This is a genomic window from Pseudomonas sp. GL_103 (assembly GCF_057835175.1).
On sequence record NZ_CM174420.1, the window covers coordinates 1,717,932 to 1,739,893 of the forward strand.

Here is a 21,962-nt window from a genome sequence, read left to right on the forward strand (position 1 = left end):
CGGAACACGATCCGCCAGGCAACCCGCTCGAGCCATGAGCACGTTCTTCGCACAATCAAGGTGCCGACAGCGGTTGGCAGCGGAGGAAGTGCACATGGCTACGCTCATCGGTATCGTCAGTAAGGTCATCGGTCAGGTGTTCGCGGTTGCGAGCGACGGCTCCCGGCGTGCTTTGGTCGAAGGGGACCGGCTGTTCGCCGGCGACCAACTGAGCACTGGCGCTGAAGGCGCGGTGGCGGTGCATCTGCAAAATGGCCAGGAGCTGACCCTCGGGCGCGGCAGCAGCATGCAGATGACACCGCAGCTGCTCGCCAATCAGATTCCCCATGTGAACTCGCCTGAAGCGCTGACGCCGAGCGAAGCGCAACTGACCGATGTCGAACAGCTGCAAAAAGCCATTGCGGCGGGCGACGACCCGACCCAGACCGCTGAAGCCACCGCTGCCGGGCCCGCCACGACTACCGGTGTACCGGGTGGCATCCCGGGCAGTGGCCATAGTTTCGTCATGCTCGAAGAAGTGGGCGGGCGAGTCGATCCGGTCATCGGCTTCCCCACTGCCGGATTCAATGGCATTCCTGAACTTCCCGAAGAACGCCTGAACGCCAATCCGGACAATGACGTTGTTGCGGCCGAAGTCCCTGTTGTGCCGCCGGAGGTTCCGCAGGTGCCGAACAATCCGGTGACCTTCGACGGCCTGTCGCAGCAGAACGGCGAGCGGACCGTCAATGAAGCCAACCTGGCCGACGGTTCGGCGAGGAGCGAAGGCTCGCTGACGCGAAGCGGCACCTTCACCATCAATGCGCCAGACGGGCTGAGCAGCCTCAGCATCGGCGCGATCAACTTGATCAGCGGCGGCGTGGCGGCAGGTTTCCCGCAGTCGCTAACCTCCCCGTTGGGCGGCACGCTGACCGTCACCGGTTTCAACCCGGCCACGGGCGTGGTCAGTTACAGCTACACCCTCAACCGTGCCGAACCCCACGCGAGCGGCGAGGGTGCCAATAGTCTTGTCGAACACGTCACCGTGGTGGCCAGCGACAGCAATGGCGACAGCACTACCGGTACAGTGACAATCAACATCATCGACGACGTGCCGCAAGCAGTCGATGACAACAATGGCACCGCCTCGGAAACTCTGCTGACGCTGAACGGCAACGTGCTGAGCAACGACGTGCAAGGCGCCGACCGCGTGACGCTCGGGGAAAACAACGGCCCCATCACCCCCGGGACTTTCACCGGCACCTACGGCACTTTGGTACTGAATGCCAACGGCACTTACACCTACACCCTCAACACCAGCGATGCGGATTTCAAGGCGTTGCACGGCGGTGGCAATGGCACCGAAACCTTCACCTACACCCTCACCGATTCCGATGGCGACAGCAGCACCGCCAACCTGGTGCTGCAGATCCACAACAACGATGACCCGATCACGATTGGCGGTTTGAATGCTGAGGGCGGCGAGCTGACCGTTTTCGAGAAAAACCTCAGCGACGGCAGCGCACCGGACGCCACGGCGCTGACCCAGAGCGGCACCTTCACCGTCGCCGCCCTCGACGGTGTCACGACCCTGACCGTGGGCGGCATCGCCGTGGTCACCGCGGGTGTGGCCGCGGGCTTCCCGCAATCGATCACCACGCCGCTGGGCAGCACCCTTACCATCACCGGGTTCAACGCGGCGACCGGCGTCGTGAGCTACAGCTACACCCTGGTCGATAACGAAGCCAATCCAAATGCCAACGGCGCCAATACCCTGCCTGAACAGTTCGCCGTGACCGTGGTCGACGACAACGGCACCACTGTCACCGGTTCGCTGGACGTGAGCATCGTCGACGACCTGCCCAATGGCGTGGACGACAGCAACGCCAGTACCGCTTCGGAAACCCTGCTGACCCTCAACGGCAACGTGCTGAGCAACGACGTGCAAGGCGCCGACCGGGTGCCGCTCGGGGAAAACAGCGGCCCCATCACCCCCGGGGCCTTCAACGGCACCTACGGCACCCTGGTACTGAATGCCAACGGCACTTACACCTACACCCTCAACACCAGCGATGCGGATTTCAAGGCATTGCACGGTGGTGGCGACGGCACCGAAACCTTCACCTACACCCTCACCGATTCCGACGGCGACAGCAGTACCGCGAACCTGGTGCTGCAGATCCACAACAACGATGACCCGATCACGATTGGCGGTTTGAATGCTGAGGGCGGCGAGCTGACCGTCTTCGAGAAAAACCTCAGCGACGGCAGCGCACCGGATGCTACCGCGCTGACCCAGAACGGCACCTTCACCGTCGCCGCCCTCGACGGTGTTACGGCCCTGACCGTCGGCGGTATTGCCGTGGTCACCGCTGGCGTGGCCGCGGGCTTCCCGCAATCGATCACCACCCCGTTGGGCAGCACCCTGACCATCACCGGCTTCAACGCGCCGACTGGCGTGGTCAGCTACAGCTACACATTGAACGATAACGAAGCCCACCCGACCGGCAACGGTACCAACACCCTGCCTGAGCAATTCGCCGTAACCGTGGTCGACGACAACGGCACCACCGCGACCGGTTCACTCGACGTGAACATCGTCGACGACCTGCCCAATGGCGTGGACGACAGCAATGGCACCGCCTCGGAAACCCTGCTGACCCTCAACGGCAATGTACTGAGCAATGACGTACAAGGCGCCGACCGCGTGACGCTCGGCGAAAACGCCGGACCGATCACTCCCGGTACCTTCACCGGCACCTACGGCACATTGGTGCTGAATGCCAACGGCACTTACACCTACACCCTCAACACCAGCGACGCTGATTTCAAAGCCCTGCACGGCGGCGGCAATGGCACCGAAACCTTCACCTACACCCTCACCGATTCGGACGGCGACAGCAGCACCGCGAACCTGGTGCTGCAGATCCACAACAACGATGACCCGATCACGATTGGCGGTTTGAATGCTGAGGGAGGCGAGTTGACCGTCTTCGAGAAAAACCTCAGCGACGGCAGCGCACCGGATGCCACCGCGCTGACCCAGAACGGCACCTTCACCGTCGCCGCCCTCGACGGTGTAACCACCCTGACCGTGGGCGGCATCGCCGTGGTCACCGCGGGTGTGGCCGCCGGCTTCCCGCAATCGCTCACCACCCCATTGGGCAGCACCCTGACCATCACCGGGTTCAATGCGGCGACCGGCGTGGTCAGCTACAGCTACACCCTCAACGATAACGAAGCGCACCCGACCGCCAACGGTGCCAACACCCTGCCTGAGCAGTTCGCCGTGACCGTGGTCGACGACAACGGCACCACCGCCACCGGCTCACTCGACGTGAACATCGTCGACGACCGGCCCTATGGCGTGGACGACAGCAATGGCACCGCCTCGGAAACCCTGTTGACCCTCAACGGCAACGTGCTGAGCAACGACGTGCAAGGCGCCGATCGGGTAACGCTCGGCGAAAACGCCGGCCCGATCACCCCCGGCACCTTCACCGGCACCTACGGCACCCTGGTGCTGAATGCCAACGGCACTTACACCTACACGCTGAACACCAGCGATGCCGATTTCAAGGCGTTGCACGGTGGTGGCGACGGCACCGAAACCTTCACCTACACCCTCACCGATGCGGACGGTGACAGCAGCACCGCCAACCTGGTGCTGCAGATCCACAACAACGACAATCCGGTGATCCTCAACGGTCTCAATGTGTATGGCGGTGAACTGACGGTTTACGAAAAAAACCTCAGCGACGGCAGCAACCCGGACGCACCAGACCTGACCCAGAATGGCACTTTCACCGTCACGGCTCTCGACGGTGTAACCACCCTGACCGTCGGCGGCATTGCCGTGGTCACCGCTGGCGTGGCCGCCGGCTTCCCGCAATCGATCACCACCCCGTTGGGCAGCACCCTGACCATCACCGGGTTCAACGCGGCGACCGGCGTGGTCAGCTACAGCTACACCCTCAACGACAACGAAGCGCACCCGACCGCCAACGGTGCCAACACCTTGCCTGAGCAATTCGCCGTGACCGTGGTCGACGACAATGGCACCACCGCGACCGGCTCACTCGACGTCAACATCGTCGACGACCGGCCCTATGGCGTGGACGACAGCAATGGCACCGCCTCGGAAACCCTGTTGACCCTCAACGGCAACGTGCTGAGCAACGACGTGCAGGGCGCCGACCGCGTGACGCTCGGCGAAAACGCCGGCCCGATCACCCCCGGCACCTTCACCGGCACCTACGGCACCCTGGTGCTGAATGCCAACGGCACTTACACCTACACCCTCAACACCAGCGATGCCGATTTCAAGGCGCTGCACGGCGGTGGCGACGGAACCGAAACCTTCACCTACACCCTCACGGACGCCGACGGTGACAGCAGCACCGCCAACCTGGTGCTGAACGTCTACAACAACGACGATAAGGTCACCCTCAACGGCCTCGACGCGTATGGCGGTGAACTGACGGTCTACGAGAAAAATCTCAGCGACGGCACCAGCCCCGACACGCCGGCCCTGACCCAGAGCGGCACCTTCACCGTGGCTGCCCTCGATGGCCTGCAAACCCTGACTGTGGGCGGCATCACGGTCATCAGCGGTGGCGTGGTCGCCGGTTTCCCGCAAACCGCCGTCACACCACTGGGCAGCACCCTGACCATCACCGGTTTCAGCCAGGGCGTGATCAGCTACAGCTACACCCTCAACGATAACGAAGCCCATCCAACGGCCAACGGCACCAACAACCTCATCGAGAACATCAATGTCGTGGCCACCGACACCGATGGCGACAGCGCGACCGGGCAGATCAACGTCAACATCATCGATGACCTGCCGAGCGCCAAACCCGACGCGGATTCGGTGCAGGAGGGCGGCACCGTCAGCGGCAATGTGCTGGACAACGATATCGACGGGGCCGATGGCCCGGCTGTCACTGGGGCGGTGGTCGGTGTGCGTGCCGGTAGCGACACATCAACCTCGGCCATCGGCGGGCTCGGCGACCAGATCGCCGGCACCTACGGTTACCTGACCCTCGATGCCAACGGCAACGCCGTTTATCACAGCACGCCTAACGCAGTAAGCGGTCCCGGCGCGGTGGATGTGTTCACCTACACTGTGCGCGACTCCGATGGTGACGAAAGCACCACCACCATCACCATCGACGTCTACAACAGTTACCTGAAAGCCGTCAGCGACAACGACGTGACGGTTCTGGAAAAAGCCCTCGACCTGAACCAGGAAGACCAGGACCTGGTCGCCGGCACCGTCACCGGCAGCGATCCGACCAATACTGGCGAAACCGCTTCCGGCACACTGGTGGGCTCGGTCACTCAAGCCGTCGGCGCGATCACCTACGCCCTGGTCGACAGCAATGTCGGGGCATACGGGCAGATTCAGCTCAATGCCAACGGCACCTACACCTACACCCTGACGACGCCACCGAGCACCACGCCGCACGCCAATGACGGCCCGAACGTGATGCACGAAACCTTTACCTACCAGGCCACCGATTCGTTGGGCAATATCGTCACCAGCACCATCGTGGTGAACATTGTCGATGACGTGCCCAAAGCGATGAACGACAGCAACCTCGGCACCGCTTCGGAGGCAGTGCCAAGCCTCAGCGGCGATGTGTTCGGCAACGACGTGATCGGCGCCGATAAAGTCGCCATCGGCCCGGATGCCGGCCCGGTCACCCCAGGCACCTTCACCGGTACCTATGGCACCCTGGTGCTGAATGCCAACGGCACCTACACCTACACGCTGGATCCCGATAATGCGGACTTCAAAAACCTGCATGGCGGTGGCAGCGGCACCGAAACCTTCACCTACACCCTCACGGACGCCGACGGTGACATCAACACCTCCAACCTGGTGCTGAAAGTCCACAACAACGACGATAAGGTCACCCTCGACGGTCTCGACGTGTATGGCGGTGAGCTGACGGTCTACGAGAAAAATCTCAGCGACGGCACCAGCCCCGACACGTCGGCCCTGACCCGCAGTGGCACCTTCACCGTGGCCGCCCTCGATGGCCTGCAAACCCTGACTGTGGGTGGCATCACGGTCATCAGCGGTGGCGTGGTCGCCGGTTTCCCGCAAACCGCCGTCACACCAATGGGCAGCACCCTGACCATCACCGGTTTCAGCCAGGGCGTGATCAGCTACAGCTACACCCTCAACGATAACGAAGCCCATCCAACGGCCAACGGCACCAACAACCTCATCGAGAACATCAACGTCGTGGCCACCGACACCGATGGCGACAGCGATACCGGGCAGATCAACGTCAAGATCGTCGATGACCTGCCAAGCGCCAAACCAGACTCGTCGTCGGTAGTGGAGGGCGGCAGCGTCAACATCAGTGTGCTGGGCAACGATGTCAGCGGCGCCGATGGTCCGGCGACTGTGGTCGGCGTGCGTGCCGGTGGCAACACCTTGACCCCGGCCATCGGCGGGCTGGGCAACCAGATCAACGGTACCTATGGCTACCTGACCCTCGATGCCAACGGCAACGCGGTGTATCACAGCAACCAGAATTCCGTCGGCGATTCGGACGCCACTGACACGTTCACCTACACCGTGCGTGATTCCGATGGCGATGAAAGCACCACCACCATCACCATCGACGTCGCCAACAGCACGATCAAGGCCAACCCCGACAGCGACGTGACGGTCTACGAAAAAGCCCTCGACCTGAGCAAGGACGGGCAGGACCTGGCCGCCGGTACCGTCACCGGCAGCGACCCGGGCAACACTGGCGAAACCGCGTCCGGGACCCTGGTCGGTTCGGTCTCGGGTGCCAGCGGCGCGCTTACCTACACCCTGGTCGGCAGCGCCACCGGCACCTACGGGAAGATCCTGATCAACCCCGACGGCAGCTACACCTACACCCTGACCTCGGCACCGAAAACCTCGCCGAACGCCAACGACGGGCCGAACAGCCTGAGTGAAAGCTTCACCTACAAAGCCACCGATGCGCTGGGCAACAGCAGCACCAGCACCATCGTGGTCAACATTGTCGATGACATGCCCAAGGCTGTGGCAACGGATCGCTCGGTGGCGGCGGTGGAGATCGACTCCAACCTGCTGATCGTGCTCGACGTCTCCGGCAGCATGGCCGATCCTTCCGGCGTATTGGACGCGTCGGGCGCGAGCCTGTCGCGCCTGGCCCTGGCCAAGCAGGCCATCAGTGCCTTGCTGGATAAATACGACGACCTGGGCGATGTGAAAGTGCAGCTCGTCACCTTCAGCAGCAGCGCTACCGACATGACCTCGGTGTGGGTCGATGTCGCGACCGCCAAGACACTGCTGGCCGGTCTCATCGCGAACGGCGGCACCAACTACGATGCGGCCGTGGTGACCATGCAGACCGCGTTCAATACCTCGGGCAAACTCACCGGGGCGCAAAACGTCGGCTACTTCTTCTCCGACGGCAAGCCCAACACTGGCCTGGAAATCGGCACCGCCGACGAGACCGCGCTGAAAGTCTTCCTCAATGCCAACAACATCAAGAACTACGCGATCGGCCTGGGCAGCGGTGTGAGCAATGACAATCTCAATCCACTGGCCTATGACGGCAGCAGCCACACCGACACCAATGCGGTGGTGGTGACCGATCTCAACCAGCTCAACTCGGTGCTGTCCGGTACTGTGATCGGCGCACCTGTGACCGGTTCGCTACTGGGCGAGGGCGGTGCATTCGGCGCCGATGGCGGCTTCATCAAGACCATCACGGTGGACGGCACCACGTACACCTACGATCCAAGCGGCAACACGAATCAGGGTTCTCTGAACTTCAGCGGCGGGCTCAACCACGGCACGTTCAACACCGTGGACAACACGTTGAGCATTTCCACCAACAACAGCGGCACCTTGCAGATCAATCTCGACACCGGTGAATACGCCTACATTTCGCAGAAAACCACGTCGGTGTTGATCACCGAAAACATCGGTTTCACCGCCAGCGACAACGACGGCGATCTGGCCAGCTCCACCCTGACGATCAAAATCATACCGAACGCACCGCCAGTGGCCGCCGATGATAACGTCATCACCAACGTGCTCTCGGGTACCGTCGTGGTGCCGGGCGAACTGTTGCTGGCCAACGACACCGACCCCAATGGCGATCAACTCTCGGCGACACCGACTTCGTTCAACACCGGCTGGATCGCCAAGGACGCGGACTTCACCGGCACCGGCGCGATCGGCTTCGCCGGTGAAAACAACAACCCCGCCAACAAGAGTCTGGCCAACGTGCGCAACGCCTTTGCGGCCAACGCGGCGACCATGACGGCGCTGCTGGTGGTCAGTGGCTATCTTGGCGCGGCGAACAACTCCAATGGCAACAATGAAGACCTCATCACGGTCAAGCTGAAACAGGGTGAGACGCTCAACCTCGATCACAACCTGGACCCTGGGCACGTCACGATGGAGTATTCGCTCAACGGTGGGGCGTTCGTAAGCATCGCCGATGGCGGCACCATCACCGCAAGCGCGGATGGCACTTACCAGATCCACCTGACCAACATCACCAACACCAGTGGCAGCGATGCGAATTCGGCGGAAAACTATCAGCTGACCATGACCGTAAACTACGCCGGGGTACAGGCCGTCACCACGGACTACCACGGCACCTACACCGCCAACGACAACCACGGCGGCAGCGACTCGGCCAACCTGACCATCAGCTATCAGGACGGCCTCACCCTCACCGGCACCAGCGGCGATGACGTCCTGGTGGCGGGCACGGGCAACAACATCATCAATGCCGGCGACGGCAACGATGTGCTTACCGCCGGTTCCGGCAACAACGAGCTGCACGGCGACGCCGGCAATGACTTGCTCTTCAGCGGCCCGGGCAATGACATCCTCGATGGCGGCACGGGTATCGACACGGCCAGTTACGCCCACGCCACCGCCGGGGTGACGGTCGACCTCAGCCTGCCGGGTGGGCAAAACACTCTCGGTGCCGGCACTGACACCCTGACCGGTATCGAAAACCTCATCGGCTCGAACTTCAACGACACCCTGACCGGCAACAACACTAACAACGTGATCAATGGCGGCCTTGGCAACGACATCCTCAGCGGCGGGGACGGCGATGACTTGCTGATCGGTGGCCTGGGCAACAACACCCTGACCGGCGGAGCGGGGGCCGATACCTTCCAGTGGTTCAAGGGCAACAGTGGCCATGACGTGATCACCGACTTCACGCCCGGCACCGACAAGCTCGACCTGTCGCAACTGCTGCAAGGGGAAAACGGCACCACGGCTTCGCTGGATGACTACCTGCACTTCACCGTCACCGGCAGCGGGCCGTCGACAGTGACCAGCATCGATGTCAGCGCCATGGTCGGCGCCGCGCCGAACCAGACCATCGACCTGGCCGGCGTCGACCTGGCCAGCCACTATGGTGTAACGCCAGGGGCGGGAGGGGTGATCGCGGGCGGGCATGACACGGCAACCATTATCAACGGCATGCTCAACGATCATTCGTTGAAGGTGGATACCGTGTGACCTGAAAACCAACTAAGAAACCCGCTATCCCTGTGAAGGGGTGGCGGGTTTTTTGTTGCCCGGGACAAAGCTCGATGTCCGGCCAGTGGTTACAGAACCTTTATGTACCCATCATCACATCGGCTCTGGCGCCCCGATCAAGCGCCCCATGGCCCCGAATACACCCAACTCCCTGATTACCTCCAGTTCCCCACGGGTCTCGACCATCTCCGCTATCAGCGGCAAATCAATGCTGTGGGTCGCGCGAAAGATCGCGTCGATGAACATCCGCTTGTCAGGCTGCTCGTCGATGTCGCGAATGTAGGCCCCATCGATTTTCAGGTACGCCAAGCCCAATTGGGTGAGGTTGCCGATCTGGCTGAAGCGCCCGCCAAAGTGCTGCAGGCCGATGCGATAACCGGTCTTGAGCAATGTGCTGCAAAGGTTCTGCAGCACTTCGGGGGATGGCAACTGGCGTTCGTCGATTTCCAGGGTCAACAACGGCGCCAGTTCGGGAAGGGAGTCGAGCAGGTCGAGGATTGTTCGCCATTGCTCCGGGTCGCGCAGGGTGCTCCCGGACAGGCTCAATGCCAGGGGCCTGCGGTTGACCACCAGGTCGTCCAGCGTGGCTTCGAGCATCGCCAGGTCGAACCGTCCCGACCAGCCGAGACGCTCGATCCACGGCAGGAAATGCCCTGCGGCAATCGCCTCGCCCTGCGGGTCGAGCAGGCGTGCGAGCACTTTGTGATGCAGCACCTGGCGGGTGTCGGCGCATTGCACGACGGGCTGGAAGTACAGCTGCATTTTGCCTTCGGTCAAGGCATCGTCGATCCAGGTGCGCCAGTCGTGCTGGGAGTGATTCGGTGCCGTGTCACGATGGCTCAAATGAACCCAGGGTCGTTCGGGATGTTGCCGGGACTCCGTCAGCGCCTGATCAAGGCGCAGGAGTACGGTGCTGATCGGCTCACCGGGGTGGTAGGCGACAACGCCCAGATGGGCGACCGGCATGCAATCGCTGGCGCCGGTCAGGCGCAGGTTCTCCAGGCTGACGCTGATATCGGCGGCCAGGCGAGCGGCACTTTCAGCATCCAGACCTGGTGTCAGCAGGCTGAATTCGCCGCCACGATTGCGCGCCGCCAGCCAGGTGCGACGCTCCGGCAATTGAGTCAGGCGCTTGAGCAATTCGCCGACGGCAGTGATCAGTGCGTCAGTCCGTTGGCCACCCAGGCGCTGGTTGAGGCCGTTCAGGTCGTTGATTCGCAACATCAGCAAATGGCCATCGCGGCTCTGTTCGCACACGCGTAAATGGTCGGCCAGTTGCTCGTCGAGCAGGCGCCGGTTGGCCAGGCCGGTGATGCTGTCCAGGTAGGATTCGGCGCGCAGTTTTTCGCTGCGCGCAGCCTCCTCGACGAACAGCGCCTTGAGCTTTTCGACCATCTGGTTCATCGCCAGCACGACCCGTTTCAGTTCCGGTGTGCGCGGCAGTTTCGGCAGGCTGAGAAATTCGCGTTTGCTGATGGCCTCGGCTTGCCGGACCATGCTGTCGAGTGGGCGAAATTGCCGGCGCAGCATCCATCCTCCAATCACGGCGCTGAACAGCCCGCACAACAGCAACCAGATCAGGCTGCCGAGGGTGCTGTCCCAGAGCTTGGCCAGGGCGAATTGCGGATTGCTCAGCACTTCGACCCGTGCCAGTTGTTCCCAACCGCGCATGATCAGGGCATCGCCACCTTCCGGGCGCAGGTCGACCAGGTTGACGAACCAGTCAGGTACACCCTCGATTTTCGTCGGTGCGTAGCGCTCCACCAGGGTTTGCTGATCCTTGAGCCTGATGACGCGGATGCTGCTGAAATAGCCGCTGTCGAAAATCGAACTGACCATCAGCTCCATCATTGCCGGGTCATCGACCTGTGTCGTCAGCGACAGCCCTAGCGCGGTGGCCGCGTCCTGGGCGTGGGCGCGCAGTTGGCTGAGCGTTTGTTCGCGGGAGCTTTCCAGGCTGGCAAAAAAACTGCCGCTGAACGCCACCAGCAGGAACAGGCAGATGGCCAGGAACAACTGTTTACGCAGTGTCATGCTTCGCTCCTTGCCAAGGCGGTTAGCCGTCGCCGATGTCGAACCCTTCGGCCTGCATCTTTTTCAACACCTCCTGCCAGCGTGACAGTTTTTTCGAGTCGCTGCTGCGCTGGCCGCCGTTTTTGCCCGGCAGGTACAGGCCTTCGGCGTTGAAGGCGTATACCGGTAGCAAGTCTTTGCGTTGGGAGGCGGGGCGGATATCGCCGATCAGGTTGTCCAGCACCAGTGGGTCGCTCGTGGGGGTGCTGTAGAACGTCAGCACCATGTGCGCCTGGTTCTGGCTCAGGGCCTTGACGTAGGTGATGCGCAATTTTTCGCTGGGAATACCGAGCCGGCGCAGGCTGAAATACTTCGCCAGCGCGTAGTCCTCGCAATCGGCGGCGCCCTTGATCAGGGCTTCGACGGGCGTGGCCCAGTAATCGGTCTGTTGCCAGATGCGCGTGTCGTCCTGGAAGTTCAGCTGCTGATCGAAGAAGCGGTTCACCGCGTTGAGCTGCTCGCGTTCGGGGGCGCCGCGTGCACTTTGCAGCATTTGACTCCACGCCTCGATCCGACCTCGCGCCGGCCCCAGTGGGCCGTAGCGTTGTTCAACGGTTTGCAGAATCTGCGCAAAATCCCAGTCGGCCCGGACACCGTTGAATACGATCAGTAGCAAACCAGCCAGCAGCAACCAGCTGCCGAGCCGAAGTCGGAGCGTTGGCCATCCTGGACTACGCAGACTGCGGGCCATGTCTGGCTGCTCGAGTGTAGGTTTGTGAAGTTTAGGTGGTGTTTTGGGCGCGGCAGGGCAGGTCGTCGGACGGGGCTCGCCACAAATGGCTATGGGAGACTTCAGGATTTGCGCAGGGTTTTCTGCTTGAGGATGTAGACGGTCACCAGCACCGCACTGGTCAGCATGAACCCCCGTGCCCAGGGCAGCGGCACCAGGTAGCAGGAGAGCAGGATGCTCGCCCACATCAGGCTGATGGCGTAGACCTTGCTCTTGAGCGGGATGCCGTTGCCGTCGAGGTAGTCGCGAATCCACGGGCCAAGCCGTGGATGCTCAACCAGCCATTGATAAAAGCGCGGGGAACTACGGGCGAAGCAGGCGGCCGCCAGTAGCAGGAAAGGGGTGGTGGGCAATACCGGCAGGAAAATCCCGATCACCCCCAGCGCCACGCTCAGCCAACCGATGGCCAGCAGCACGTAGCGCAACATCAGGGGACGGTTGCCTATGGGGTTGTCCATAGGCAGAACCTTAGTGGTGGCGAGGCTTGAGAATCGCCGGTTTTTCGTCTGGCGCGTTGCACAGCAGGTACAGCGCGGTCAGGGCTTCCGGGATCTGTACGATCATGTCGTCCATCAGGTTGGCGTCGGCGGCAATGTCGGAGAACTCCGGTTGCTCGTCGAACAGACCCGAACCGACCATGATCGGCAGCAGCATTTCGCTGACTTCGTCTTCGGCGGTTTCGAACCAGGCTTCTTCGCGCAGGAACACGCCCTCCATGAAGCCGATGCACCAGCCGCGCAGTTCGGAATCATCCGGGTCGTCGCCCAGGTCGAGGTCGCACGGCAGCTCGAACTCTTCGTCGGAGGCCAGTTGGCGGGCGATGTGGGCCTTGAGGCCGATCAGCGTGGCTTCGATCTCTTCGCGCTGGGCTTCGCCGCTGTAGTGCGGTTCTTCGGCGAAGAGAGCATCGATCCATTCACGGTCCGGGACCACTTCCGAACAGATCGACAGCGCAGTGAGGTAGCCGTGGGCGGCCACGTAGTCCAGCGCCTCGTCATGCAGTTCATCAGCATCGAGGAAGACTTGCAGGCGGGTTAGTTGCTCAGCGAAGGACATTAAAGGACTACCTTGGGGAATGTTCGATGCGGGAATTCTAGGCCTTCTTGAGCACTTGGGCCAGCCGCACGGCATATTTGCACCTTTGTGGGAGCGGGCTTGCTCGCGAAGGCGGTGTGCCAGGCTGCATTAATGTCGACTGACACTCCCTCTTCGCGAGCAAGCCCGCTCCCACAGTCCGATTGTGTGAGTCTTATCAGCGGTGCCCTTTGCCGGACGGGGCTCGGGTATACTCGCGCGTTTTGTGATGCCCTGCTGGCGTCACGGCTGAAATGTGAAGCGTCATGCAATGCGCACTTACGATTTGTCGGTGCAGCGTCGCGGGTTCTGAACCAGCCTTGCAGGGATGTTTTGGTGATTTTTGGAGTTTCTATGCTCGAACAGGCTCAACGCGTCCTCAAGGACATCTTCGGCTACGACAGTTTCCGTGGCCGCCAGGGTGCAATCATTGAGCGCGTGGCCAGCGGCGGCGATGCCCTGGTCCTGATGCCTACCGGCGGCGGCAAGTCCCTGTGCTTCCAGGTCCCGGCGCTGTTGCGCGAAGGCCTGGCCGTGGTGGTCTCGCCACTGATCGCATTGATGGACGATCAGGTCGCCACCCTCGAAGAACTGGGCGTGGCCGCCGCCGCATTGAACTCCACCCTCAGCGCCGAGCAACAGCGCGACCTCGCCGTCCGCATCCGCCGCGGTGAAGTGAAAATGCTCTATCTGGCGCCGGAACGTCTGGTCCAGCCGCGCATGCTGTCCTTCCTGCAGGGGCTGGACATCGCCCTGTTCGCCATCGACGAAGCACACTGCGTATCGCAATGGGGCCACGATTTCCGCCCGGAATACCTGCAATTGGGCCAGTTGGCGGAAATGTTTCCCGACGTGCCGCGCATCGCCCTGACTGCCACGGCCGACAAGCGCACCCGGGAAGAAATCGTCACCCGTTTGCACCTGCAAGACGCCGAGCGCTTCCTGTCGAGCTTCGACCGGCCGAACATCTTTTATCGCATCGTGCCCAAGGAACAACCGCGCAAGCAGTTGCTGGCGTTCCTCGCCGAGCGCCGTAGCGATGCGGGCATCGTGTATTGCCTGTCGCGCAAGAAAGTCGAGGAAGTCGCCGCGTTCCTCAGCGAACAAGGCTTCCCGGCGCTGCCGTATCACGCCGGCCTGCCCAACGATCTGCGGGCCTACCATCAGAAACGCTTCCTCAACGAGGAAGGCCTGATCATGGTCGCGACGGTGGCGTTCGGCATGGGCATCGACAAGCCCAACGTGCGTTTTGTCGCGCATCTCGATTTGCCGAAATCCCTTGAGGCCTATTACCAGGAAACCGGTCGTGGCGGCCGTGACGGCCTGCCGGCGGATGCCTGGATGGCCTACGGCCTGCAAGATGTGGTGATGCTCAAGCAGATGCTGCAGAACTCCGAAGGCGACGAGCGCCACAAACGCCTGGAGCAACACAAGCTCGACGCCATGCTCTCGCTCTGTGAAGAAACCCGCTGCCGGCGGCAAACGCTGCTGGCCTACTTCGACGAAGACATGCCCGAGCCTTGCGGTCATTGCGACAACTGCGTCGACGGCGTGCAGACCTGGGATGCCACCGAGCCGGCGCGTCAGGCGCTGTCGGCGATCTACCGTACCGGTCAGCGCTATGGCGTCGGGCACCTGGTGGATGTGTTGCTGGGCAAGGACAACGAAAAAGTCCGTAGCTTCGGCCATCAGCACCTGTCGGTGTATGGTGTTGGCAAGACGATGGCGGAGGGTGAATGGCGCTCGTTGTTCCGCCAACTGGTGGCCCGTGGCCTGGCGGACATCGACCTCGAAGGCTACGGCGGCTTGCGCCTGAGCGACAGTTGCCGGCCGCTGCTCAAGGGCGAAGTGACCCTGGAGTTGCGCCGCGACCTCAAGGCGCAAACCGTGGCGAAAAGCAGCAAGAGCCAGGCGAGCCAGCTGGTCCGTGGCGAGGAGCGCGAACAATGGGAAGCTTTGCGCGCCCTGCGTCGCAAGCTCGCCGAAGAACATGGTGTGCCGCCGTACGTCATCTTCCCCGATTCGACCTTGCTGGAGATGCTGCGCAGCCAGCCGACCTCGCTGGCGGAAATGGCCACGGTCAGCGGTGTCGGCGCGCGCAAGCTGGAGCGCTACGGCGAGGCTTTCCTCGAAGTGCTCGGTGGCCAGGTCGAGGCGCCGAAACCGGTGGCCGACGTACGTCACGAACTGATCACATTGGCGCGGGCCGGGATGACGCCGGTGCAGATCGCCGGTCAGTTGCAGTGCTCGGAAAAGAACGTCTACACCATGCTGGCCGAAGCGATTGGCAAGCAGCAGTTGTCGTTGGAACAGGCGCTGGATCTGCCTGAAGACCTGATGGGCGAAGTGCAGGATGCCTTCCTCGACGGCGAAGGCGAGTTGCCGCCGGTTTCCGAGATTGCCGCGTTGTTCGCGGGCAGGGTGCCGGAAGGGGTGTTGTACTGCGTTCGTGCTGCCTTGCAGTCGGAGTTCGAGATTTGAGACATCTGTAGTGCTGATGTAACGATTCACTACAGATCAAGCCTTGCCTCAAATCGAGGCTCATGCTTAGCTGACTAATAATTAGTTTTTATTTATTTCAGTCTAATCATGAGTGTTTTATGCCGTTAACCGATCAACACCGCTTTGGCATGCAATTGGCCCAGATGTCCCGTGGCTGGCGTGCCGAACTGGACCGCCGACTGGCGGGCATGGGCTTGTCCCAGGCGCGCTGGCTGGTGCTGCTGCACCTGGCCCGTTTCGAAGAAGCACCAACCCAGCGTGAGCTGGCACAAAGCGTTGGCGTCGAAGGCCCGACCCTGGCCCGTTTGCTCGACAGCCTGGAAAGCCAGGGCCTGGTGCAACGCCAGGCAGTACTGGAAGACCGTCGGGCAAAGAAAATCGTGCTCTGCGCCCCGGCGCGTCCCCTGATCGAACAAATTGAAACCATTGCCACGCAACTGCGTCATGAACTGTTCGAAGGCGTCGATGAGGCGGATTTGAAGGTGTGCATGCGGGTTCACGGGCACATCCTGGGCAACCTTGAAAAGTCTTGAGGCATAACCGAACGCCAGGCTTTTGAGAGACCGCATTGGGCAGACTATAAGAACTACTCGGCAATATCGTGTTCGTAACGGATGTACGAACCCGTGCGGATGGTTTCTGTAGATCTCAAGGATGCTCATGCTCAAATGTTGGCGATTGGTTTTACGCGGTGGGTCTCAGTGGTTGCTGGCCGGTGCCGCAGTCACTTACTCGGCATGGGCGCCTGCGTTGGGCCTGGGTGAAATCACCCTGCATTCGGCGCTGAATCAACCGCTGCGTGCCGATATCGCACTGGTGGATGCCGCCGGCCTGGAGGAAAACCAGCTGTCGGTGAGCCTGGCAACGGCGGACGAGTTCAGCCGTGCCGGGGTCGACCGGGCATTTTTCCTCAACGACCTGAAGTTCACCCCGGTGCTGCGCGGTAATCGCAGCGTGATCCAGGTGACCTCCGGCAAACCGGTCAGTGAACCCTTCCTGAATTTTCTCTTGCAGCTCAATCAGCCTAATGGGCGATTGCTGCGCGAGTACACGGTTCTGATCGATCCGCCGGGTGCGCCAGGTATTGTTCCCGCCGCCGATGAAGCGGTTTCCAGCTCCCCGGCGTCCGCATTTCCCCGTGTTCAACCGGTCGTGGTGCCGTCACCCATGTCCAGGACGATGCCAGAAGCGGATGTTGCCGTGGTTGATCCCGCTGTCGAGCAACTGGCCGCCAGCACCCTGCAAAACCACGAGTTGCAAACCACTGTCGATGAGCTCAACGCGAAGCTTCAAGACCAGGATGAGCTGATCGCCGACCAGAAAAAACAGTTGGCCGAACTGCAAACCCAACTGACGGAGCTCAAGAAGGTCAAAGCGCAACCCATTGCATCCGAAGCAGTGGCGCCAGCCCCCGCCATTGCTGAAAACCCCGGGATTGGCTGGCTGCCGATTGCCGGTGTGTCGGCGCTGATAGCGTTGCTGGCGCTGGGCTGGTTTGTTCGCCGCCAGCGCCAGCAGCATCAGGCCGCAGCTTCAGAGGCGCTGCCGTCGCAGCCGGAACCGTTGGCGGAGCTTTATGCCGAGCCAGTGACGTGGCCCACCGTCAGGCAACCAGTCGCGGTGCCGGCCAACGATGAGCTTGAGCGGGTCAATAGCGGTCATTCCATCCCGGTCGCTGCTGCCGTGGCGCAGGTTCCGGGTCTGGCGATATCCGGTGAGTCCGCCACTGACGATGAGTACCGGCTCAATCTGGAGGAGCTGTCCATGGCGTCGAGTTGGGACGTGATCAGCCCAAGCGAGAACCCGCAGTCGGCTGCTCTGGCCATGATCGAGCCTGGGTTCGAGTTGGAGGCGCAACTCGCTCCGCCGTCTCGACAGCCTCCGGTCGGGCTATCATAGCGGCGTCGTCAATCTCTGGAGTCAGGTCCCATCATGACCGTCAGCAAACCGGAAATCATCATCACCTATTGCACGCAATGCCAATGGCTGTTGCGTGCGGCCTGGCTGGCCCAGGAACTGCTCAGCACCTTTGGTGATGACCTGGGCAAAGTCTCCCTGGTGCCGGGCACCGGCGGGGTCTTTCATATCTACTGTGACGCCGTGCAGATCTGGGAGCGCAAGGCGGACGGTGGCTTCCCCGAGGCCAAAGTGCTCAAGCAGCGGGTCCGCGACCGGATCGACCCGGACCGCGACCTGGGGCACAACGACCGCACTCAGTGAGACGTGGCCTCGGCTGCAACGACTTTCTTGCTTGTGCCACTTGAGAACCGGCTGGACACAACAATTGCCACAATGATCAGCGCGCCCCCCAGTAACATGCGCAGGGTCGGGTTTTCGTTGAACAGCAGCCAGGCAACGGTGATGCCGTAGACCGGCTCCAGGGCGAACACTACGGCGGCAGTGCGTGCCTTGATCACCGCGAGGCTGGCGACGAACAGGCTGTGGGCGACACCGGTACAGAACACACCCAGCAGGCCGATCCACAGCCAGTCGATGGCGCGCACTTCGCTCAATTGAGGCGCCGCCACCGGCAGCAGGCACAGGGCAACCACCACGTTCTGGCACAGCGCCGCTTGGACCGGCGGGACCCGCCCGGAACTGGCACGGTTGGTCAGTGACAGCAGGGCGAACAACAAACCGGAACCCACAGCCCACAGCAGGCCGGTGGTGGCGCCGCTGGCCAGGTCAAAATCAGGCGTGACCAGCACCAGCCCGACACTCACCAGCAGTACCAGCACAATTTCATTGGCGCGAATGCGCTCGCGGAAGATCAGCCCTTCGAGGATCACGGTAAAGGCCGGGAAGCTGGCAAAGCCGAGCGTAGCAATCGCCACGCCTGCGACTTTCACCGCAATGAAGAAGCTCACCCAGTGACCGGCCAGCAACAAGCCGCTGAGCAACAGCCGACGCCAGTCCACGGCCTCGAGTTTCTGCCAGCGAGTCTGACTGGCGAACCGTGCAAAGAACGCCAGCGCGAGCACGGCAAAGGCGGCACGGCCGAAAACGATGATCGCCGGGGACGCGGCAGCCAGTTTGCCGAACACGCCGGTCAGGCCGAACATCAATGCGCCGATATGCAAGGCGCCAAGGGCGGTACGGGGAGTCATTGCAATCCTTAACGACAAACGAACAGAGGCCTCATTGAAGCGCGTAATGGCCCATCAAGTCTGTCGGCAAACTCGCGTTATTTGTCGCCAGCCTCGCGCCGCAGTTTTCCGGGGGATGCCCCGAACTCGCGCAGCACCGCCGCCGCGAAGGCACTCTGGGAGCTGTAGCCGACACGGCTGGCAATCTCGCCGATGGGCAGCGCCGAGTTGCGCAGCAAGCCCACCGCGATGTGCAGGCGTCGACTGCGAATGTAGTCCATCGGCGTCTGCCCGCTTTCGGCCACGAAACGTGCATGCAAACGGGCACTGGAAAGGCCGGCCACCCGGGCCAGGTCGGCCACTTGCAGCGGGTACGCCGCGTACTGATCGATGTGTGCATTCAGCGCCGCATAGGGCAGGCGCCGACCGCCGATGGCCTCGGGCCTGGCGTTGTTGAGACTGGCCAGCAACAGCACAGCGCCTTGTTGGGCGATCAGCGGATCATCGACCGGACTGCTCGCAAGCCAACTGACCAATTGGCTTTGCCCGGCGTCCAGGGGCAGGCGCCCGGCGTTGTCGAGCAGGCGTCGGCTGGACTCGGCGTGATCGCCCAACGACTGGGCGACCCATTGCTCGCCGGGGACATCCAGCACCAGGCAGCGGCTGCCATTGGCGCTGCCACACGCGTGGTGCGCTCCGGAGGGCACCACCACGAAACTCTGCTGGACCACCTGGCTGCCACGGCCGTCGACCTCGAAATCCAGGGCGCCCGAAAGCCCGAACACCAGTTGCGCGTGTTCGTGGCTGTGGACGATCAGGTCGTGGCTGTATTGGCGAAGCGTGAGGATCGGTCTCATCGCAGGTCTCCCGGTTCAGGGCGTCAGTCTACACCGAGCGGGCCAACAAGCGCTGTCACAGGACTGACTTGACGCTGTCATGGACCATTAACCGGCTCGGGGCAGACTTGGCAAAACTTGCCAGAGGGTTGCCCATGACCAGCGCCGAGCTCGCCAAACCCACCCGTAAACAACGCGTACGGACTTTATGGATTTCCGACGTGCATTTGGGCACCCGGGATTGCCAGGCTGAACACCTGTCGCAGTTTCTCAAGAGCTACCACGCAGACAAGATCTACCTGGTCGGCGACATCATCGACGGCTGGAAACTGCGCGGCGGCATGTACTGGCCGCAAGCGCACACGAATGTCATCCGTCGTTTGTTGACCATGAGCAAGCGCGGCACCGAGGTGATCTACGTCACCGGCAACCACGACGAATTCCTGCGCCGCTATTCGAAGCTGATCCTGGGCAACATCCAGTTGGTCGACGAAGCCGTGCACGTCACCGCCGACGGCCGGCATCTGCTGGTAATCCATGGCGACCAGTTCGATGTGATCACCCGTTACCATCGCTGGCTGGCGTTTCTCGGTGACTCGGCCTACGAATTCACCCTGACCCTCAACCGCTGGCTCAATCATTGGCGTGCGCGATATGGCTACGGCTACTGGTCGCTGTCGGCCTATCTCAAGCACAAGGTGAAAACCGCGGTCAGCTTCATCAGCGACTTTGAAGAAGCCATCGCCCATGAATGCGTCAAGCGCGAGCTGCACGGCGTGGTGTGCGGGCATATTCACCATGCCGAGATTCGCAAGGTCGGCGAGGTGGACTACCTCAATTGCGGCGACTGGGTGGAATCGTGCACCGCGCTGATCGAGCACTGGGATGGCTCGATCGAGTTGTATCGCCTGGCGGATGCCCAGGCGCGTGAGGCGCAGTTGAAGGCGGCGAGGGTTGCAGAGTTGGCCTGATCATTCGGTGTCTGTGCTGGCCTCTTCGCGGGCAAGCCCGCTCCCACAGTGGGCGAAGGTGAGCACAAAGTTTGTGACCGCCTGATAAACCTGTGGGAGCGGGCTTGCCCGCGAAGCGGTCCCGCTGGATCTGTCAGGCTGGCGAATGTTCTTCCATCGCCGCCTTGTAGATCGAATTCCTGGGGTGCGCAAACAGGCGCTCCATCATCGGCTCGAAAAAGCTCAACGGCAGCGTGTCGTACGCCGGGTCAAACGCCGCAGCATCGTATCTGGCGCAGAATTCGACGGTCGCCTGGTACTGCGGATGGTCCTGGAATTGCTCACGCAGATGCCGGTCCATGCCCAGGTGATGGAAGAAGTAGTAGCCCTGGAAAATCCCGTGCTTTTCCACCATCCACAAGTTCTCGGCGCTGACGAACGGCTTGAGGATCGCCGCAGCGATGTCCGGGTGGTTGTAGGAACCCAGGGTGTCGCCGATATCGTGGAGCAGGGCGCAGACCACGTACTCTTCGTCGCGGCCATCGCGCCAGGCGCGGGTGGCGGTTTGCAGGGAGTGGGTCAGGCGATCCACCGGGAAGCCGCCAAAATCACCCTCCAGCAACTTCAGGTGCGCCACAATCCGTGCAGGCAATTGTCTTGCGTAGGCACTGAAGTCCGCGGCGATGATCGCCCAGTCTTCCTGTGTGCCGTCCTTCATGTGGGTGAAGCGAGCATTGGCATTCATGGGCAACTCTCTTGTGACGGATGTCAGCTAGAACGGTACGCGCCCCAGGACCATGTCCCGGTACATGACAAAATCGCCGAACAGGCTATAGACGGGGTGTTGGAAGGTTGCCGGGCGGTTCTTCTCGAAGAAGAAATGCCCGACCCAGGCAAAGCTGTAGCCTGCCAGTGGCAGAGCCCACAACAGCATCCAGGCTCCGCGACCAATGGACAGCGTCAGAATCAAGATAACCAGGGTCGTGCCGATAAAGTGTAAACGGCGGCAGGTGCTGTTGCTGTGCTCACTGAGGTAGTAAGGATAGAACTCAGCGAAGCTGTTGAATCGTTTGACGTTTTCCACGACAGCGATCTCTGTGGTTATTGTTCTTGCTGCAAGTTGTTCTGCGGGTAGCTTAATTGAGTCTAGAGTGATCAATGGCATCAGCCACTGACAATAGG

General features: G+C 61.8%; 14 protein-coding genes. 6 read left to right on the forward strand and 8 right to left on the reverse strand.

The features are described from left to right. The first annotated feature begins 94 nt into the window (after nucleotides 1-94). Nucleotides 95-9,508 (forward strand): retention module-containing protein, encoded by a 9,414-nt coding sequence (locus tag AC3IP0_RS07760; RefSeq protein WP_489327105.1) that lies wholly within the window; start codon nucleotides 95-97, stop codon nucleotides 9,506-9,508. A 114-nt stretch (nucleotides 9,509-9,622) separates the two neighbouring features. Here the strand turns inward: AC3IP0_RS07760 and lapD are convergent, their stop codons facing one another. The 4 genes from lapD to AC3IP0_RS07780 form a co-directional block, all read right to left on the reverse strand. Then, nucleotides 9,623-11,563, reverse strand: coding sequence for a cyclic di-GMP receptor LapD (gene lapD, locus AC3IP0_RS07765; RefSeq protein ID WP_489327106.1), 1,941 nt, complete (start codon nucleotides 11,561-11,563; stop codon nucleotides 9,623-9,625). Nucleotides 11,564-11,585: 22 nt separating this feature from the next. Next, nucleotides 11,586-12,293 carry a cysteine protease LapG gene (gene lapG, locus AC3IP0_RS07770; protein ID WP_489327107.1) on the reverse strand — a complete coding sequence of 236 codons (708 nt, stop codon included), beginning with the start codon at nucleotides 12,291-12,293 and terminating at the stop codon, nucleotides 11,586-11,588. 101 nt (nucleotides 12,294-12,394) lie between these two features. Continuing rightward, complete coding sequence (locus tag AC3IP0_RS07775; RefSeq protein WP_489327108.1) at nucleotides 12,395-12,790, reverse strand: YbaN family protein; 396 nt, start codon at nucleotides 12,788-12,790, stop codon at nucleotides 12,395-12,397. 10 nt (nucleotides 12,791-12,800) lie between these two features. Continuing rightward, on the reverse strand, nucleotides 12,801-13,388 hold the full coding sequence (locus AC3IP0_RS07780) for a UPF0149 family protein (protein ID WP_007975277.1): 588 nt from the start codon (nucleotides 13,386-13,388) through the stop codon (nucleotides 12,801-12,803). A 372-nt stretch (nucleotides 13,389-13,760) separates the two neighbouring features. On the opposite strand from AC3IP0_RS07780, the gene recQ reads away from it, so the two are divergent. From recQ to AC3IP0_RS07800, 4 genes are all read left to right on the forward strand, one after another. Continuing rightward, a complete protein-coding gene (recQ, locus tag AC3IP0_RS07785; RefSeq protein WP_056721452.1) occupies nucleotides 13,761-15,887 on the forward strand; it encodes a DNA helicase RecQ in 2,127 nt (708 codons plus the stop codon). A 119-nt stretch (nucleotides 15,888-16,006) separates the two neighbouring features. Next, a complete protein-coding gene (locus tag AC3IP0_RS07790) occupies nucleotides 16,007-16,441 on the forward strand; it encodes a MarR family transcriptional regulator (protein ID WP_007984163.1) in 435 nt (144 codons plus the stop codon). 127 nt (nucleotides 16,442-16,568) lie between these two features. Then, nucleotides 16,569-17,807: a type IV pilus assembly protein FimV gene (locus AC3IP0_RS07795; RefSeq protein ID WP_489327109.1), complete on the forward strand. Its 1,239-nt coding sequence runs from the start codon at nucleotides 16,569-16,571 to the stop codon at nucleotides 17,805-17,807. A gap of 33 nt (nucleotides 17,808-17,840) precedes the next feature. Next, nucleotides 17,841-18,128 (forward strand): Rdx family protein, encoded by a 288-nt coding sequence (locus AC3IP0_RS07800; RefSeq protein WP_489318818.1) that lies wholly within the window; start codon nucleotides 17,841-17,843, stop codon nucleotides 18,126-18,128. Here AC3IP0_RS07800 and AC3IP0_RS07805 read toward each other — a convergent pair. Both AC3IP0_RS07805 and AC3IP0_RS07810 read right to left on the reverse strand, forming a co-directional pair. Further along, on the reverse strand, nucleotides 18,122-19,015 hold the full coding sequence (locus AC3IP0_RS07805) for a DMT family transporter (protein WP_489318819.1): 894 nt from the start codon (nucleotides 19,013-19,015) through the stop codon (nucleotides 18,122-18,124). The genes AC3IP0_RS07800 and AC3IP0_RS07805 overlap by 7 nt on opposite strands. Nucleotides 19,016-19,092: 77 nt before the next feature. Beyond that, entirely contained in the window at nucleotides 19,093-19,851 is a 759-nt protein-coding gene (locus AC3IP0_RS07810; RefSeq protein WP_489327111.1) for a helix-turn-helix transcriptional regulator, read from the reverse strand. Nucleotides 19,852-19,985: 134 nt separating this feature from the next. On the opposite strand from AC3IP0_RS07810, the gene AC3IP0_RS07815 reads away from it, so the two are divergent. After that, entirely contained in the window at nucleotides 19,986-20,801 is an 816-nt protein-coding gene (locus AC3IP0_RS07815) for a UDP-2,3-diacylglucosamine diphosphatase (protein WP_085719080.1), read from the forward strand. Nucleotides 20,802-20,934: 133 nt separating this feature from the next. Here the strand turns inward: AC3IP0_RS07815 and AC3IP0_RS07820 are convergent, their stop codons facing one another. Together AC3IP0_RS07820 and AC3IP0_RS07825 are read right to left on the reverse strand one after the other, a co-directional pair. After that, nucleotides 20,935-21,525 carry an HD domain-containing protein gene (locus AC3IP0_RS07820; RefSeq protein WP_489318821.1) on the reverse strand — a complete coding sequence of 197 codons (591 nt, stop codon included), beginning with the start codon at nucleotides 21,523-21,525 and terminating at the stop codon, nucleotides 20,935-20,937. Between the two features lie 27 nt (nucleotides 21,526-21,552). Next, the gene (locus AC3IP0_RS07825; protein WP_489327112.1) at nucleotides 21,553-21,864 is read right to left on the reverse strand and encodes an Mpo1-like protein; all 312 of its coding nucleotides are present in this window, start codon (nucleotides 21,862-21,864) and stop codon (nucleotides 21,553-21,555) included. Nucleotides 21,865-21,962: the final 98 nt, after the last annotated feature.